Below are 14,574 nucleotides of genomic sequence, written 5' to 3' on the forward strand. Positions count from 1 at the left end.
GCTCCCCGATGACAACCATAATATCCAAAGTAAGCTTTACTCAAAACGATGTCATAGAATACATCCAGCACGGCTGCGAATGGCAGCACCCCCCATCTCACGCGGTAAAAAACATCAAACATATATCATTAGAATTAACCTCAGAAGGAGGGCAGCCTGCTAAAGGAGTCTTTTTTTACCCTTCACCAACACCATCAAGCTTAATATTTATTAGCACCTTATATGACGGGTGGGACTCCCTACTTTACTGCATTGCCAACTTTACATCCTCCAGTTATACAACCATTAGAATAATCGATGCTGATGAGCCACTCAGGGAGTTCAGGCACTACTCTCACACAAAAACTGAAAGAATAATAAGAGCATCAAAAGAGAACAGGCGATGGGAGTTCTTCCAGCATGGAGCTCCCCTATCTCTGGAAGAGACAGATCACTACACATCGAGAAAAATCTCAAACCGCCTACCTGCAACTTTACTGCATTCATATGCGAAAAAGTTAGACGCCAACTACTTACTTGACAATTTTTTTACAACAAACAAACCATCACTATGGATTAACGAATCATGGCAGGATTCAACTATTCCATGAAAATAGGGAACAACTTCAGAAACGCCCTGAGCGATATCACCGGCACCGACACCTATCCCATACCCGCACAAAAACCGCGCAACACTCACAGGACGGCCCGGCACCGAACGAGTCAGGCGACCCGATCCTGCATCGCTTTAGCCGCAATGCAATGAGCCGATTGCTCCGTAAAACCACCGATGCTCATCCCACGCTAGCACCGGAACCGAGCAACACGTGTGAGGACGGCCCGCCGCCAGTCGAATCTGATGCGCCGATCCGACACCTCTTCACCCTCGATGCGGTGAGCCGCTTGCTACGCAAAACCACCGACGACGGGGTTACCGACTATGCCTACGATCCCGCTGACAACCTGCTGCAAAGCGGTCGGGGCAGCGGTTACGTCAAGAACAACCGCGTGCATGTGTTCGAGGACAAACGCTACCGCTATGACCGGTTTGGGCGCCTGAGTGAAAAGCGTATCGGCAGCCACACCGTGCAACGCTTTCGCTACGACGCCGAACAGCGGCTGGTCTGTGTGGAGTAGGATCAAGGTTGGCAGCGGTTACGTAGCGAGTACCGGTACGACCCGCTCGGAAGACGCATCGGTAAGCAGGTGTACCGCAACGACAGCGAACAGCCACAGAGCGATGTGCAGTTTGTGTGGCAGGGATTGCGACTGTTGCAGGAAGTGGAACACGGATTCGGCAGTGTGTACGTGTATGCCGATCCCGACAGCTATGAACCGCTGGCACGGATCGATGGCAAGCCCGGTAGTGAAGAGATCTTCTACTTCCACACCAACCTCGCCGGGTTGCCGGAACAGCTTACCGATGAGACCGGGCTCAGTGTGTGGCGCAGTGAGTACGAAGGCTGGGGCAAGAGTCGGGATGAGTGGCACGATCAACGGATCAGGCGCGAGCAGAACTTGCGCTTCCAAGGGCAGTACCTTGACCGCGAAACCGGGCTGCACTACAACACCTTCAGGTTTTATGATGCGGATGTGGTGAGGTTTACGCAGCCGGATCCGATTGGGTTGATGGGTGGGCTGAACCTCTATCAGTACGCACCGAATCCAATAGATTGGGTTGATCCATGGGGACTTTCAGCTTGCGCACCGACTCACCATATTGCCACCAACAAACACAAGGTATGGTCTGAACGTTTTAGGGCCTTGTTTAAACAAAATGGGCTGGGGAAATTTAAAAATGGGAAATCAAGGAAAGATGTTCTCAACGACCCATTAAACAATTAGACGTGCCCGGACATAAAGGTCCCCACCCAGAAGGTATGCACCAAAAAATGTTTGATCGTTTGGAACGCGCGAGTGAGCGAGGGCGGGACTCATTCATTAAAGAGATGAACAAATTAAGAGCCGAAGCCACCCCCCCCCTGGCACTTGGCTAAACAACATGCTAACAAAGGTATCGACATGAAGTACTTCAAGATCAACCCTAATGTATCAAGCAAGAAGTGGGCGGGATATTTAAACCCTCAAACAAAACTATTTGAAGGCACAAAGCCCATCAGCTCCATATCACTATCAGATTCGGACCAAAAAATAACTAAAGCATTATCCTACAAGCCACTTACAGATGGACCTATTCCACCAATAAATACAATCGGATCACAATTTATTGCTTTCGATTCGAATATAAAGGGCATTACGAGCATAGATGGAGACGGCACCCAACTTGTATCTATAAACAACTCCACCATCCAACACACCTACCTTTTGATGCACGTCTACAATCACATCGACTGTGTGAATTGGAACTTATCAGAGTTCGACCCTTGGCCAGAAAATTACGCACCTGAAGAATGGGAGAGCAAAAGAGCGCGCTTCTTTATAACCCCAGTAATTTACTTGAATAAGATACCTAAAGAGCTGAATTCATTTCGATTAAAGGATTGGAGCGACGCATTCAATATAGTCGTTACCGAAAAACTAAAAAACAAAATACTATCCCTTAACTTTGACCATTCATTTTTAGAGTTTCACGAACTAAAACTCACATGAGCATTTAACACTCAAAAAAATCTCAACGACCATTTGCACATTACTCCCGTTGCTGGAACCACAGCCCGACCACGAATGACGGGTCATCCGCCACTGGGGCAGCGACGGCGAGGATTATCGCTTCGAATACGACCTGGCCAAGGGCGAAACCCGCGTCGTCGACAGCCTCGGCCGCTACCAGCGCAACCTGGCGGCCAGCTCACTGACTACATCGATCCGGCCAACCTGCGCACCCAGTAACACTACGACCCCAGCGGTCGGATCCAACAGCGCATTGACGCGCTCGGTCATAAAGTACGATTCAGCTACGACGCCTATGGCCGCCTGCTGCACCTGAGCAATGAAAACCACGAACGCTACCGCTTCGAATGGGATGCGCTGGACCGCCTGCTGGCCCAGCAGGCCCTGGATGGCAGCGGGCGCATCTACCAGCACAACCCGCTGGGTGATGTCACCGGCATCCACCATATTCCCGCGCCGAGTGCAGAGCCCGATCTGGACGGCAAGACAGCATCGAACCGCACACGCCACTGGAGCATCATTTCGAGCGTGATGCCCTCGGGCGGTTGATCCGCAAACACACCAGCGATATCGACCATGAATCCAGGACGGCCCCTTGATGATATTTGGCGCGGTAAGCGCCCTCGCGGGCATTTATGGATCAAGAATCTGGAGAGGGAGCATGCCCCCTCTCCACACTCGTGGTCAGGCGATCACGATCCCGTCGGCACTCAGGCTGTTCAACGCAACCCCGACCAGCGTCACCGAATCAGCACCGAATTTCAGCAGCGTGTCCTGTCCCACCGCCGTGGCATGGGCGCGGAAGTTGTCGCCCGGCAATACGCCCTGCACGCCGAGGAACACCAGTTTGTCGTTGGCGGTGTAACCCACCACGCGATCCTGGCCGAATGCGCCGCTGAACAGGAAGGTATCCGCGCCGCCGCCCGACTCCAGCAGATCATTGCCGGCGCCGCCGACGAACACGTCATTGCCCGCCCCGCCGATCAGGTGGTCGTTGCCGTCCAGCCCGAACAGCCAGTCTCCGCTGGCCTTGGCCTTGAGGGTGTCGGCACCGCCGGTGCCCTTCACGCTTGATTCGTATTGAGTGACGTTGTTGCCGACCTTAAGACCGGCCGCCGTGACGCTGTGGGTCACGTCGTCCTTGAACAGGCCCCAGAGGAAGCCCGGCTCCTTGGTGACGATGCTGCCGATGTCGCGGGTGATGCTGATCCCGCCGTTGGCATCGCGGATGTACAGGTTGCCGGCGCCGTCGTTGGCGAAGTCGAAGGTATTGACCGGCTTCTGCAACTCCAGGGTGTTGTTGCCCGAGCCGCCGAGCAGGATGTTGTAGCCGCCGCCGTCGCGGAACGTGTCGTTGCCGGCGCGGCCCTCCAGGTAATCGTTGCCGCTGCCGCCCTGGATCAAATCATTACCGTCGCTGCCGATGATGAAGGTGCTGCCCTTGTGGGTTTCGGCGTTGCGGTTCAGGTCTTGCACCCAGGTGTTGGCCCGCGCCGGATCCGACAGGTTGGCGACGATGATCGTCGAGTCCTTGCTGGTCAGGTCGTAGAACTTCGACTCGATCACCCGGTTCATGCCGTCGCCATAGGCGGTCGGCAGGTGCGAGATCCAGGTCGGAATGTTGACGATCGAGAACGGCAGCACGTTCCACGCCGCCGAGGCGTAGTGGTCGTTGAAGCTGACGATGTTGTCGGTCGCCGACTCCTTGGGCGCGTCGTGCACGCCGAGCGAGGCGCCGGTGAAGGTCGAGCCGTCGAGGGCGCGGAACACCGGATCGTTTTCGTAGCCGACGTTGAGCACCTTGTCGGTACTGCTCTGGGTCGGCGAGGCGTAGGCGATGTAGTTGGAATCCTGGAAGAACCCGCTCCATTTGCTGGTGCTCAAGTCGGCCATGCTGTTGACCGCCAGCCCGCCGAGGCTATGACCGCTGACCAGCACGTCCTTGCCGCTCAGGCCGTTGGCCTTGGCGAACGCCACCACATCGGTCATCAGGTTGCCGAAGGCTTCACCGACGTAGTTTTTGGCGTAATCCTTGGGCCCGAACGCGGCGAGCAAGTCGTTGATCACGTCGCCGATGGAGTCGCCGATCAGGATTTCCCGTGGGCCGCTGGTGCCGCGAAAAGCGATGCCGATTTCCGTCAGATGGCCCTGAGCGTCGTATTTGCCGAGGATTTCCACCTGGGCGCTGGTGTAACCGGCCTTTTCACCGAAAAAGGTGCCGCGCGCGTCGGTTTTGCCCTCGTACCCCAGTTGCGAGGCGGTGATCGGGGTCCAGCCGGCTTTTTTCACCGCGTCGAGTGCGGCTTTTTCCGAATCGGGATTCCACGGAATACCGGGGATCACCCCCTGGGAATCCGTGCCGCCGATCAGCGCGGTCACCAGCGTGGCCGGCAAGCCGAGGCCGAAGCCGTTGTGCTGATAACCGACGGCAAAGCCGTTATCGAGGTTGTGATAGGAATACAGCGTAATGGCCATGGCGTCGCTGAACAGCGCCTTGGATTCCGCCGTACCGAAGTTCTTGTAGTCATACACACCCATTGCTGTTGCCTCTCTTTTTGTTGGAATTGTTCAGAGATAGCTCACAACCAGAACGCCCCTCCCGAGGCGCCCCGGAGCATTTCAGTACAACTTTCGTTTGTCAGGCGAAGACGAAACTCGAATCCGACAGGTTAGCCACACCGACCCCGATCAGCGTCACGGCAAAGTCGCCAATCTTCAGCACGGTATCGCTTCCGGACTGCGACGCGTGTTGCTTGTAGTCGTAGCCCTGCCCCGCGCCTTCGACGCCCATGAACACCAGTTTGTCGCTGCCCTGGTAGCCATTGATTGCGTCGAAGCCGAAGGCACCGCTGAACAGGAAGGTGTTGTTGCCACCCACCGCGCTCATCACGTCATTGCCGGCGCCGCCGACGAAGGTCACGTGGGCCTTGTCGCTTTGCAGGTGATCGTTGCCGCCCAGGCCGAACAGCCAGTCGCTGTCGGCGGTGGCTTTGAGGGTGTCACCCATGGCGCCGCCGCTGAGCGAGTGGTTGTACTGGGTCAGTTCGGCACCGTTGGCCAGGCCTTTGGCGGTGACGGTCCAGGTGATTTCCTTGCTGCCCCACCACGAACCCGACTCCTTGCTCACCAGCGCGCCGATGTCACGGGTCATGCTGATGCCGCCGTAGGCGTCACGCACGTACAGCGTGCCGTCGCCGTCGTTGGCGAAGCTGAAGTTCTGCAGCGGCTTTTGCAGCTCGAAGGTGTTGTGGCCCTGGCCACCGAGCAGGATGTTGAAGCCGCCGTCGTCACGGAAACGGTCATCGCCGCCCAGACCTTCGAGGAAGTCGTTGCCCGCCCCGCCCTTGAGCCAGTCACCGCTGTCGGTGCCGATGATGAACGTGCTGCCGGTGTGCGGCTCGCCGCTGCGGCCCAGATCCTCGACCCAGGTCTTGCCCCGCGACGCTTGCTCAAGGTTGGAGACGATGATCGTCGAGTCCTTGTGAGTCAGGCCGTAGAACTTCGACGCGATCACCCGATTCAGGCCGTCGGCATACCCCAGCGAGCTGTGGGCCGACCAGTTCAGCGGATTGGCGATGCTGAACGGCACCAGGTTCTGCGCGGTGGACGCGTAGTTGTCGTTGAAGTTGACGATGTTGTCGGTGGTCGAATCGTGTGGCTTGTCGTGCTTGCCCATCGATGCGGTACTGAACGTGGTGCCGTCGAGCACGCGGAACACCGGGTCGTTTTCGTAGCCGATATTCAGCACGTTATTGCCGGTGCTGCTCTGAGTCGGCGAGGCGAACGAAATGTAGTTGGCGTCCTTGAAGAACCCGCCCCAGTTGCTCGCGCTCAACTCCGCCACGCTGTTGACTCCGAGACCGCCGAGGCTGTGGCCGCTGATCAACACGTCCTTGGCCGCAATGCCGTGGGCGCCGGCGAAAGCGGCCACCGATTTGAGCAGGTTGTCGAACGCGTTCTTCGCGTACTGGGTGGCGTAATCCGACGGGCCGATGGCGGCCAGCAGGTTGTTTTTCATGTCGCCGAAGGTATCGCTGTAACCCAATCCACCGGTGCCCCGGAAGGCCACGCCGATGCCGATCAGCTTGCCGGCGGCGTCGTACTTGCCGAGCACTTCGGCTTCGGCGCTGGTGAAGCCGTCCTTCTCGCCGAAGAACGTGCCCTGCGCCCCGACCTTGCCCTGATAGCCCAGCGCCGTGGCCCCGATCGGCTTCCAACCGGTGCCGGGCAAGGCCTGCCCGGTCGGCGTGTAGGCATACAGCGTCAGGGCGATGGCATCGCTGTACAGCGCTTTGCCGTCGGCATTTTTGTAATCGAACAGTCCCATGTTGTGCTCTCTCTTCCTTTAAAAAACGGCAGTTCTCGAAAGAACTGCCGTTACCCCTTAGAACTGCCAGTCCAGCGTCAGGCCCACGCCGTGGTCCTTTTCGTTGGAGCCGATCAGCCCGTTGTAGTCCAGGTTGACCCGGACATCGCGATTGAGCGCCAGACCGGCGCGCACGCCGACCACCGCTGCATCTCGATCCATCGACACACTTTGCACGCTGAACGCGCTGTTGCCATTGGCGAACGCCAGGTGACTGTCAGCATCCACGCTGCTCAGGTTGTGCTGCCAGCCCAGGCTTGCGCCCAGTTCCAGCTGGTATTTCTCCGACAGGGCAAACGTGCGTTTGGCCCGCACACCGAGGGTCGACAGCACCACGTCGCGGTTGTCTTCGCCGCCCTTCAGTGCGGCGGCATCACCCTTCTCGGTGAAGCTGTCGCTGTTGAGGTGCACGTAGGCCAGATTGGCGAACGGCTCCAGGTTCATCGGTTGCAGGCCCAGGTCGTAGGCCGCTTCGGTGAACAGTTGTGCGGTGGTCGCATCGCGCTTGGTTTTCTGTTTGCCGCTGACGCCACCGAATTGCAGGTCGCGTTTGACGTCGATGCGATGCCAGCTGTAAGCCGCACCGGCGGTCAGACGCAGTGCATCGATCTGATGCCCCAAGTACGCGCCCAGGTGATAGCTATCGACCGAGGCGGACGAATGTGTGCCCTCGCCCATGCTCAACGAGCTGTCGCTATAGCCGGTAACGAAACCCAGACGAGTATCTTCAGCGATCAAGCCATCGACCCCGGCCAGCAGGCCGCCAATGGAACTGGTGGAATCGGCGTATTTCGACCCACCATCGCTCTTGCCCCAGGCGCCGAGCACTTTGAGCCAGGCGTTGCTGCGATCATCGGTCGGCGCGCCGGCATCGAACAGATCACGTTCGCGCAGACGTTCGCCCACGGCATCGCGCAGGTAGCGGCTGTCGTTGATCAGCAGTGTGCCGATGGCCGGGTGAATCTCCCCGGACAGTTGCTGGAAGGCATCCTGCGCAGCGGCCGCCGACGGCGACAGCAACAGGGTTTCGAACAACGCATTGCCGGCGCCGAGGCGTTCGGCAGCAGCGCCGACCGCGCGCTGGTTCGGGGTCAGGCCGACGCTGGCGAACGAGGCGCCGTTACGGCCAACGTCCAGTTGCACACCGCTCGCCGAGTACGCCAGGGTGCCGCCGAGGAACGCGTAGTCGGGCAACACTTGGCCGAACTGCCCTTCAATGCCGCCCGCTGCCTGCAAGATGTTGAACTGGGTGCCGAGCAGGCTTTTCACTTCGCCGGTGGTCAACAGCGTCGGGCTGTTTTCCAGCGACATGGTCACGGTTGCGCCTTCGATCAGCGCTTTGCCGCCGGCGACGATCCGGTCGCTGCTGGTCGGCGAGACTTCCACCGCATAGGTCGAACCCTGCGCGAAGGTCACGTCACCCGCCACGTTCAAGGTGCCGATGGAATTGCCGGGCGCCACGATGCCGCCGCTGTTGGCGGTCAGAGCGGCGATCCGGCCGTTACCGCCGAGGATGCCGCCGTCATTGACCGTGACCGCCGATTGCAGCGAGCCATTGATTGCCAATCGCCCCTGATTGACCAGGGTCGGGCCGCTGTAGGTGTTGTTGCCGGTCAGCACCAGGGTGCCGATGCCCTGCTTGGTCAAACCGCCATGGCCGGAAATGTCGTTGCGCCAGGTGTCGAGCCCGCAGGTGATGTCGTTGCACACGCGCTCGGTGGGTTTTCCCACATCGATGATCGCGCCGATGCCCGGCAGATCGGCCACGAACTGACCGGAACCGTAGGCGCCCTGAATGCGGAATTCTTCGGGAATGTCCTGCTCGGTGACGAACATCGCCGGGCCGTCGATGCCCTTGCGCAGGTTGATCATGCCCCAGCCATACAGGGCGTCGATGCCCGGTGCGCCGAGGTCGGTGGCCGTGGTGCGCAACACGCTGGCGACCTGATCGCCGGTCATGTACGGGAAGCGCTCCATCAGCACTGCCATGGAACCGGCCACGTGCGGCGCGGCCATCGAGGTGCCGTTGTAGTTCTTGTAGCCGGTGGTCAGGTTGTCGGCGTTGGTGCCTTCTATGATCGAGCTGTAGATCTGCGTGCCCGGTGCCGAGACGCAGAAACTGGCGGTGTAGCCGCAGCGCGAAGAGAACGTACTCATGATGTACGGGTTGGCGCTGGCCTGATCCGGGTTTCTCTGCAATGCGGCGACGGTGATCCAGTTCGGCGCGATGTCCGGCACGAAGTAACCGAGGCCGGCGATGGCGTCCGGGTTGTTCAGGTTGTAGTCGTTGCCCGCTGCGAAAATCGTCACGATCCCGCTGCGTGCGGCGGCGATTGCGCCGTCGTAGGCGCCGCCGGGTTTGGTGCCCAGCAGTGTGCGGATCTCGTTGAACTGCAGTTGCGCGTCGTTGACGGTGAAGTGCGGGTACGCCGGGTCGCGGCCGCCGAGGTCGAAACGATCAGTGATGCCGATCCCCCAGCTGTTGTTGATGATCCGCGCGCCGCTGGCGATCAGCGCATCCCAGCCGGCCTTGTACACCGCGCCGTCGTTGCCGCGCACGATGCCGTCTTCCGGGCCCGGGTCGCCGTTGTCGGCGCTGATGATCTGGGCGCCGAACGCCACGCCGTGCATCGGCCCGCCGTCTCGGCTGCCGGCGGCGATACCGCCAACGTGCGTGCCGTGGGCGCCGAGCTTGCCGTCGGAACCGACCGAGGGCGAGCCGTCATAGCGGAACGCGTCCCCGGCTTTGACCGGAATGTAGGGGTCGGTGTATTCGCGGATCCCCGAGGTCACCAGGGTGATGACCTTGTTGCTGCCGGAAAACTCCGGGTGCGCGGCGTAGACCGGCTGGTCGAAAATCCCCAGTTTCACGCCTTTGCCTGTATAGCCGGCGGCGTAGGCGTGATCCGCACCGATGGCGCCCAGGCCCCAGTCGGCCTGGAATTCGGCGCTGCGCCAACTGCCTGGATCCCCTGCCCGACCGTTTTCCACATAGGGCGCCGCGTTTGCGTTGCCCCAGGTGGTCATTGCGCAGAGCAAGGCGAAATTGAGGGTTTTCAGGCGAAAGCAGCCACCCGATTGCGCGGGGGTGTTGTTGTTTTTCATCCAGCGACCTTCCTTAGTGATGTTGCGAAAAATCCGTCTATTGAAGTGATCGTTCCCCACGTCCCCCCGTTGATCGTTCCCACGCTCTGCGTGGGAACGATCATCTCTCGGTGAGTCAGAACTGCCAGTTCAGGCTCAGGCCCACGCCGTGCTGCTTCTCGCGGCTGGCCAGTTGTCCGGTGTAATCGAGGTTGACCCGTACGTCGCGGGTCAGCGCCAGGCTGGCCCGCACGCCGACCAGGGCGGCGTCACGCACCAGTGGCGAGCTTTCAACGGTGTACGGCGCGCTGCCGCTGGCGAAGCGCAAATGCTGTTCGGAGTCGATGTCGGTCAGGCTGTGCTGCCAGCCCAGATGACCGCTCACGTCCAGCTTCTGCGCGGACGGCAGATCAAAGGTCTTGATCGCCCGCACGCCGAGGGTGCTCAACACCGCGTCGCGCTGGTCGCCGCCGCTTTTCAGCGCGGCGGCGTCGCCCTTCTCGGTGAAGCCGTCGGTGTCGAGGTGCACGTAAGCCAGGTTGGCAAACGGCTCCAGGGCCAGCGCTTGCAGGTTCAGCCGATAGGCCGCTTCGCCGAACACCTGAGTGGTGGCGGCATCGACCTTGGCTTTTTGCTTGGCGCTGACGTTGCCGTACTGCAAGTCGCGCTTCACATCGGCGCGATGCCAGCTGTAGGCGGCGCCGGTGCTCAGGCGCCAGGCGCCGATGTCGTGACCGGCGTAGGCGCCGAGGTGATAGCTGTCGACCTTGGCTGAAGAATGCGTGCCCGAGCCCATGCTCAGCGAACTGTCGCTGTAACCGGTGACCAGACCGATGCGGGTCTGCTCATCGACCGCGCCGTCGATGCCGGCCAGCAAGCCACCGATGGAGGTGCTGTAACCGGCGGTGTCGTGGCGCGAGTTGGTTGTGCCCCAGGAGCCGAGAGCTTTGATCCAGCCGTTGCTTTGCGTGGCTTGCGCATCGTGCAGGCGTTCGCCGATGGCGTCGCGCAGTTGGCGGCTGTCATTGATCAGCACCGAGCCGAGGGCCGGGTAGATTTCACCGCTCAACTGTTGAAAGGCTTGTTGCGCGTCACCAGCGGTGGCCGACAACAATAGGCTTTCGTAAACGGCATTGCCCGCGCCCAGACCTTCGACGGCAGTGGCCACGGAGCGCTGATTCGGGGTCTGGCCGACGCTGGCGAACGATGTCGCGTTGCGCTCGACATTCAAACCGATGCCGTTGTCGCTGTAGGCCAGGCTGCCACCGATGAACAGATAATCCGGCAGCACTGCACCGAACCGACCCTGAATGCCGCCCGCCGCTTGCAGAATGTTGTACTGCTGGCCGAGCAGGCTTCTGGCCTCGGTGGTGCTGAGTAGCGTCGGGCTGTTTTCCAGCGACAGGCTCACGGTGGCGCCGTTGATGGAGGCGATGCCGCCGGCGACGATGCGGTCGCTGCTGGTGGGAGACAACTCCACGGCGTAGGTCGAACCCGGCGCGAAGGCCACGTCACCGGCGACGTTCAACGTACCGATCGAATTGCCCGGTGCCACCCGGCCGCCGCTGTTGGCGGTCAGCGCGCCGATTCGCCCGGAACCGCCAAGAGTGCCGCCGTCATTGACAGTCACGGCCGAGGTCAGCGAGCCGTTCACTGTCAGCAGACCACCATTGACCGTGGTCGGCCCGCGATAGCTGTTGTTACCGGTCAGAATCAGTCGCCCGTCGCCGGACTTGATCAGACTGCCCTGATACACCCGACCGGCCGCCGCTGCGTCGCGGGCCATGCCCACGGCGTAATCGGTCTGATCCTGTTGACTGGCGCCGGCCGGCACGCCGTTCTGCCAGCCTTTGTTTTGCAGTGTTTGCTGCCAGGCGCTGTGTTCGGCGAGGTCTTCGTTCTGGCGCTGGATCAGGGCTTTGTCGCTGATGTCATTGCTCCAGACATCGCTCTGCCCGGCCGCCAGATTGGCGTCGAACGCCCCGAGCAACTGCCCCGGCCCGCGCATCGCCCGGTACAGGTTGGCCACGCCCCAGCCGACTCGCTCGGTCGGTGCGTCGGTCACCGAACCGTCGAGCTGGGTGGCGGTGGTCAGCAGCACTTCGAGCGCCTGCCGGTTGTTCATGTACGGATAGCGCTCCATCACCAGCGCCAGTGCGCCGGTGGCGTGCGGCGCGGCCATCGAGGTGCCGGACTTGATCGCATAACCGCCGTCGGGAATGGTGCTGTCGATCTTCGCGCCCGGTGTGGTGATGCACCAGTATTTGGCGATGCCACACTGGTTGTACTTTTGCTGATTGCTTTGATCCAGCCCGGACACCGCCAGCCAATGCCCTTCCAGGTCCGGCTGAAAGTACGGCAGCGCCGAGCGCACGCTGGCATTCGGGTAGCCGCTGTTGCCGGCGCTGAACACGTTGATTACGCCACGACGGGAAACGTCCGCCGCTGCGTCAATCCACGTGCCCTTGTTCCAGTGCTGAGCGTAAGCGGCGTGCAGATCCGCAAGGGTTCGATAGCTGACATCCGGCGGTTGGCTGCCCCAGCTGTTGTTGATCGCTCGCACACCGGCATCGGCCAGGGCGTCGTACACCGCCTTGAAGTAGCGGGGATCGGGGTTGGGGCCGAACAGGAAACTGTCGTTCTTGTTGGTGTTGCCGACGTAGATCTGCGCGTTGTACGCCACGCCGTGCATGCCGGTGCCATCGCGGGACGCGCCCATGGTGCCGACCACATGAGTGCCGTGGGAATCGTTGTTCGGGTTGAGGGTGCCGTTGACGCTGAACAGCGAGCCGTCGACGTAGCTGCCGCTGGCCAGCACCGGGTGATAGCGATCACTGGCGAACTCGGGATGGGCGGCGTCGAAACCCGAATCCAGCGCGCCGATTTTCACGTCCTTGCCGGTGATGCCGGCGGCGTAAGCCTGATCGGCCTGCATCCGTTCCAGTCCCCAGTCGCGCAGGAATTCGGCGCTGCGCCAACTGGCCGGATCGCCGGGCTTTCCGGATTCGAGGTATTGGGCCTGAGCCTGGGTTGCAGACATCACAAGCAGCAGGGTGCCGACCGAAATCGGCTTGATGCGTACGTCCATGTTCACCACTCTTTTTGTTGTTTTGGGTCGAAGCTTTTTGTGTTGAAGCTACGGTGTTATTGCGCCCGTGGGCCCTGTCCGAAGGCCTCATCCACCCGCGCCAGGTCCTGCTCGCTCAAGGTGCCCGCGTAGTAATGCAATTTGGTCCAGGCCATGAGGTAGTCATAGCGCGCCTGGGCCAGGTCGCGGCGGGTGGTAAACAGTTGTTGTTCAGCGTTCAGTGCGTCGAGATTGGTGCGTTCGCCACCGAGAATGCTTTGTTTGGTCGATACCACCAGCGCTTCGGCCGAGGCCAGGGCCTTTTGATAGGCGCGCAGCTTGTTCACTCCGGACAGGCAGGCGCTGAACTGACGACGCAGTTCGATCAGGGTCTCGCGGGTTTTGCCGTCCAGTTCGTATTCGGCCTGTTCCATGGTGCGGCTGGCCTGGCGGGTCGAGGCCGACACGCCACCACCTGCGTACAACGGCACGCTGACTTCGAAACCGATGGTGTTGGTTTCGTAACGCTGGTTGTAGGTGTTGCCGCTTTCCGATTCGTTCTGGCGCATCGTGGCATAGGCGCTGACTTTCGGCAGATGCCCGGCACGGTTGCGCTCGACTTCGTAGCGCGCCACTTCCACCGCCTGACGCTGGGACGCCAGGTTCGGGTTGTTGCTGATTGCCAGTTCGTGCCAGGTGTCGTAGTTGGCCGGCATCAGGGCGAACGTCTGGAAGTTCTGATCCAGCGGCGCCAGATCGCTGATGTCCACCGCCGGCACCCCCACCAATGCGCCCAGTTCGCGTAGCGCGGCGTCCTGCTCGTTGCGGGCCTCGATTTCCTCGGCGGTCGCCAGTTCATAACGCGACTCGGCCTCGAGGATATCGGTGCGAGTGCCCTCGCCTTGGCGGAACATGTGCTCGTTCTGCTGGAACTGCTGCTCGTACGCCTTCTTCTTGGCCAGCGCGATGTCGATCTGATCCTGGGCAAACAAAGCCTTGGTGTAGTTATCCAGTACCCGAACCAGCAGTTCCTGGCTCTTGCCGCGGAAGTTCTCGTCGGCAAACAGCGACTGGGCCACGCCCTTGCGATACGCCGCGTAGGCTTCGTAGTCGAGCAACGGTTGTTGCAGGGTAAGGCTTGAGCCGTAGCTGCTGTAGTTGCGGTCATCGGTGCGGTTGCGCGCACGTTCGTCGAGGGAGGTGGCTTTCGACGAGTTACGGCCCTTGTTGTAGTTGTAACCCAGTTTCGGCAACAGCCCGGCGCGGCCGATGGCGCGGTTTTCGAGGCCTGCATCGCGCTCCTTGATCGCACCGAGGAACACCGGGTCATTGCGCAACGCCTGTTCGTAGATCTCGAACGGTCCCATGGCCGCCACTGCACTGTTGCCCGCGAGCAGCGCGAACGCTGCCGCCAGCATGGAAAGCTTATTCATACAGCCGAACATCC

At 60.5% G+C, this 14,574-nt stretch carries 9 protein-coding genes and 1 pseudogene; 4 read left to right on the top strand and 6 right to left on the bottom strand.

The window, feature by feature from the left end:
• The first annotated feature begins 8 nt into the window (after positions 1 to 8).
• The 4 genes and pseudogenes from AC07Y2_RS12430 (at position 9) to AC07Y2_RS12445 (ending at position 2,589) form a co-directional block, all read left to right on the top strand.
• Positions 9 to 590, top strand: a complete 582-nt coding sequence (locus AC07Y2_RS12430) for a hypothetical protein (RefSeq protein ID WP_146040479.1) — start codon at positions 9 to 11, stop codon at positions 588 to 590.
• Between the two features lie 151 nt (positions 591 to 741).
• Positions 742 to 1,116 (top strand): hypothetical protein, encoded by a 375-nt coding sequence (locus AC07Y2_RS12435; RefSeq protein ID WP_256586988.1) that lies wholly within the window; start codon positions 742 to 744, stop codon positions 1,114 to 1,116.
• Between the two features lie 39 nt (positions 1,117 to 1,155).
• A pseudogene (locus AC07Y2_RS12440) lies at positions 1,156 to 1,824 on the top strand (RHS repeat domain-containing protein); the annotation flags it as partial.
• A gap of 177 nt (positions 1,825 to 2,001) precedes the next feature.
• Positions 2,002 to 2,589, top strand: a complete 588-nt coding sequence (locus tag AC07Y2_RS12445) for a hypothetical protein (RefSeq protein WP_146040480.1) — start codon at positions 2,002 to 2,004, stop codon at positions 2,587 to 2,589.
• Between the two features lie 174 nt (positions 2,590 to 2,763).
• Here AC07Y2_RS12445 and AC07Y2_RS12450 read toward each other — a convergent pair whose 3' ends face one another.
• From AC07Y2_RS12450 to AC07Y2_RS12475, 6 genes are all read right to left on the bottom strand, one after another.
• A complete protein-coding gene (locus tag AC07Y2_RS12450; protein WP_408980489.1) occupies positions 2,764 to 3,057 on the bottom strand; it encodes a hypothetical protein in 294 nt (97 codons plus the stop codon).
• 237 nt (positions 3,058 to 3,294) lie between these two features.
• Positions 3,295 to 5,148: a polyurethane esterase gene (locus tag AC07Y2_RS12455; protein ID WP_103386091.1), complete on the bottom strand. Its 1,854-nt coding sequence runs from the start codon at positions 5,146 to 5,148 to the stop codon at positions 3,295 to 3,297.
• A gap of 100 nt (positions 5,149 to 5,248) precedes the next feature.
• Positions 5,249 to 6,937, bottom strand: coding sequence for a polyurethane esterase (locus AC07Y2_RS12460; protein ID WP_103386092.1), 1,689 nt, complete (start codon positions 6,935 to 6,937; stop codon positions 5,249 to 5,251).
• Between the two features lie 57 nt (positions 6,938 to 6,994).
• Complete coding sequence (locus tag AC07Y2_RS12465) at positions 6,995 to 10,081, bottom strand: autotransporter serine protease (RefSeq protein ID WP_103386093.1); 3,087 nt, start codon at positions 10,079 to 10,081, stop codon at positions 6,995 to 6,997.
• A gap of 115 nt (positions 10,082 to 10,196) precedes the next feature.
• Entirely contained in the window at positions 10,197 to 13,148 is a 2,952-nt protein-coding gene (eprS, locus tag AC07Y2_RS12470) for an autotransporter serine peptidase EprS (RefSeq protein ID WP_103386094.1), read from the bottom strand.
• A 56-nt stretch (positions 13,149 to 13,204) separates the two neighbouring features.
• Positions 13,205 to 14,572, bottom strand: a complete 1,368-nt coding sequence (locus AC07Y2_RS12475) for a TolC family outer membrane protein (protein WP_103386095.1) — start codon at positions 14,570 to 14,572, stop codon at positions 13,205 to 13,207.
• Positions 14,573 to 14,574: the final 2 nt, after the last annotated feature.

The sequence above is a fragment of the Pseudomonas sp. GW456-12-1-14-TSB6 genome (assembly GCF_059424205.1).

What these genes read in the sequence shown, in the direction of transcription:
- AC07Y2_RS12450 (WP_408980489.1), bottom strand. Translation starts at nt 3,057, where the DNA reads ATGGTGGATGCCGGTGACATCACCCAGCGGGTTGTGCTGGTAGATGCG.
- AC07Y2_RS12430 (WP_146040479.1), top strand. Translation starts at nt 9, where the DNA reads ATGACAACCATAATATCCAAAGTAAGCTTTACTCAAAACGATGTCATA.
- eprS (WP_103386094.1), bottom strand. Translation starts at nt 13,148, where the DNA reads ATGGACGTACGCATCAAGCCGATTTCGGTCGGCACCCTGCTGCTTGTG.
- AC07Y2_RS12465 (WP_103386093.1), bottom strand. Translation starts at nt 10,081, where the DNA reads ATGAAAAACAACAACACCCCCGCGCAATCGGGTGGCTGCTTTCGCCTG.
- AC07Y2_RS12455 (WP_103386091.1), bottom strand. Translation starts at nt 5,148, where the DNA reads ATGGGTGTGTATGACTACAAGAACTTCGGTACGGCGGAATCCAAGGCG.
- AC07Y2_RS12460 (WP_103386092.1), bottom strand. Translation starts at nt 6,937, where the DNA reads ATGGGACTGTTCGATTACAAAAATGCCGACGGCAAAGCGCTGTACAGC.
- AC07Y2_RS12435 (WP_256586988.1), top strand. Translation starts at nt 742, where the DNA reads ATGAGCCGATTGCTCCGTAAAACCACCGATGCTCATCCCACGCTAGCA.
- AC07Y2_RS12475 (WP_103386095.1), bottom strand. Translation starts at nt 14,572, where the DNA reads ATGTTCGGCTGTATGAATAAGCTTTCCATGCTGGCGGCAGCGTTCGCG.
- AC07Y2_RS12445 (WP_146040480.1), top strand. Translation starts at nt 2,002, where the DNA reads ATGAAGTACTTCAAGATCAACCCTAATGTATCAAGCAAGAAGTGGGCG.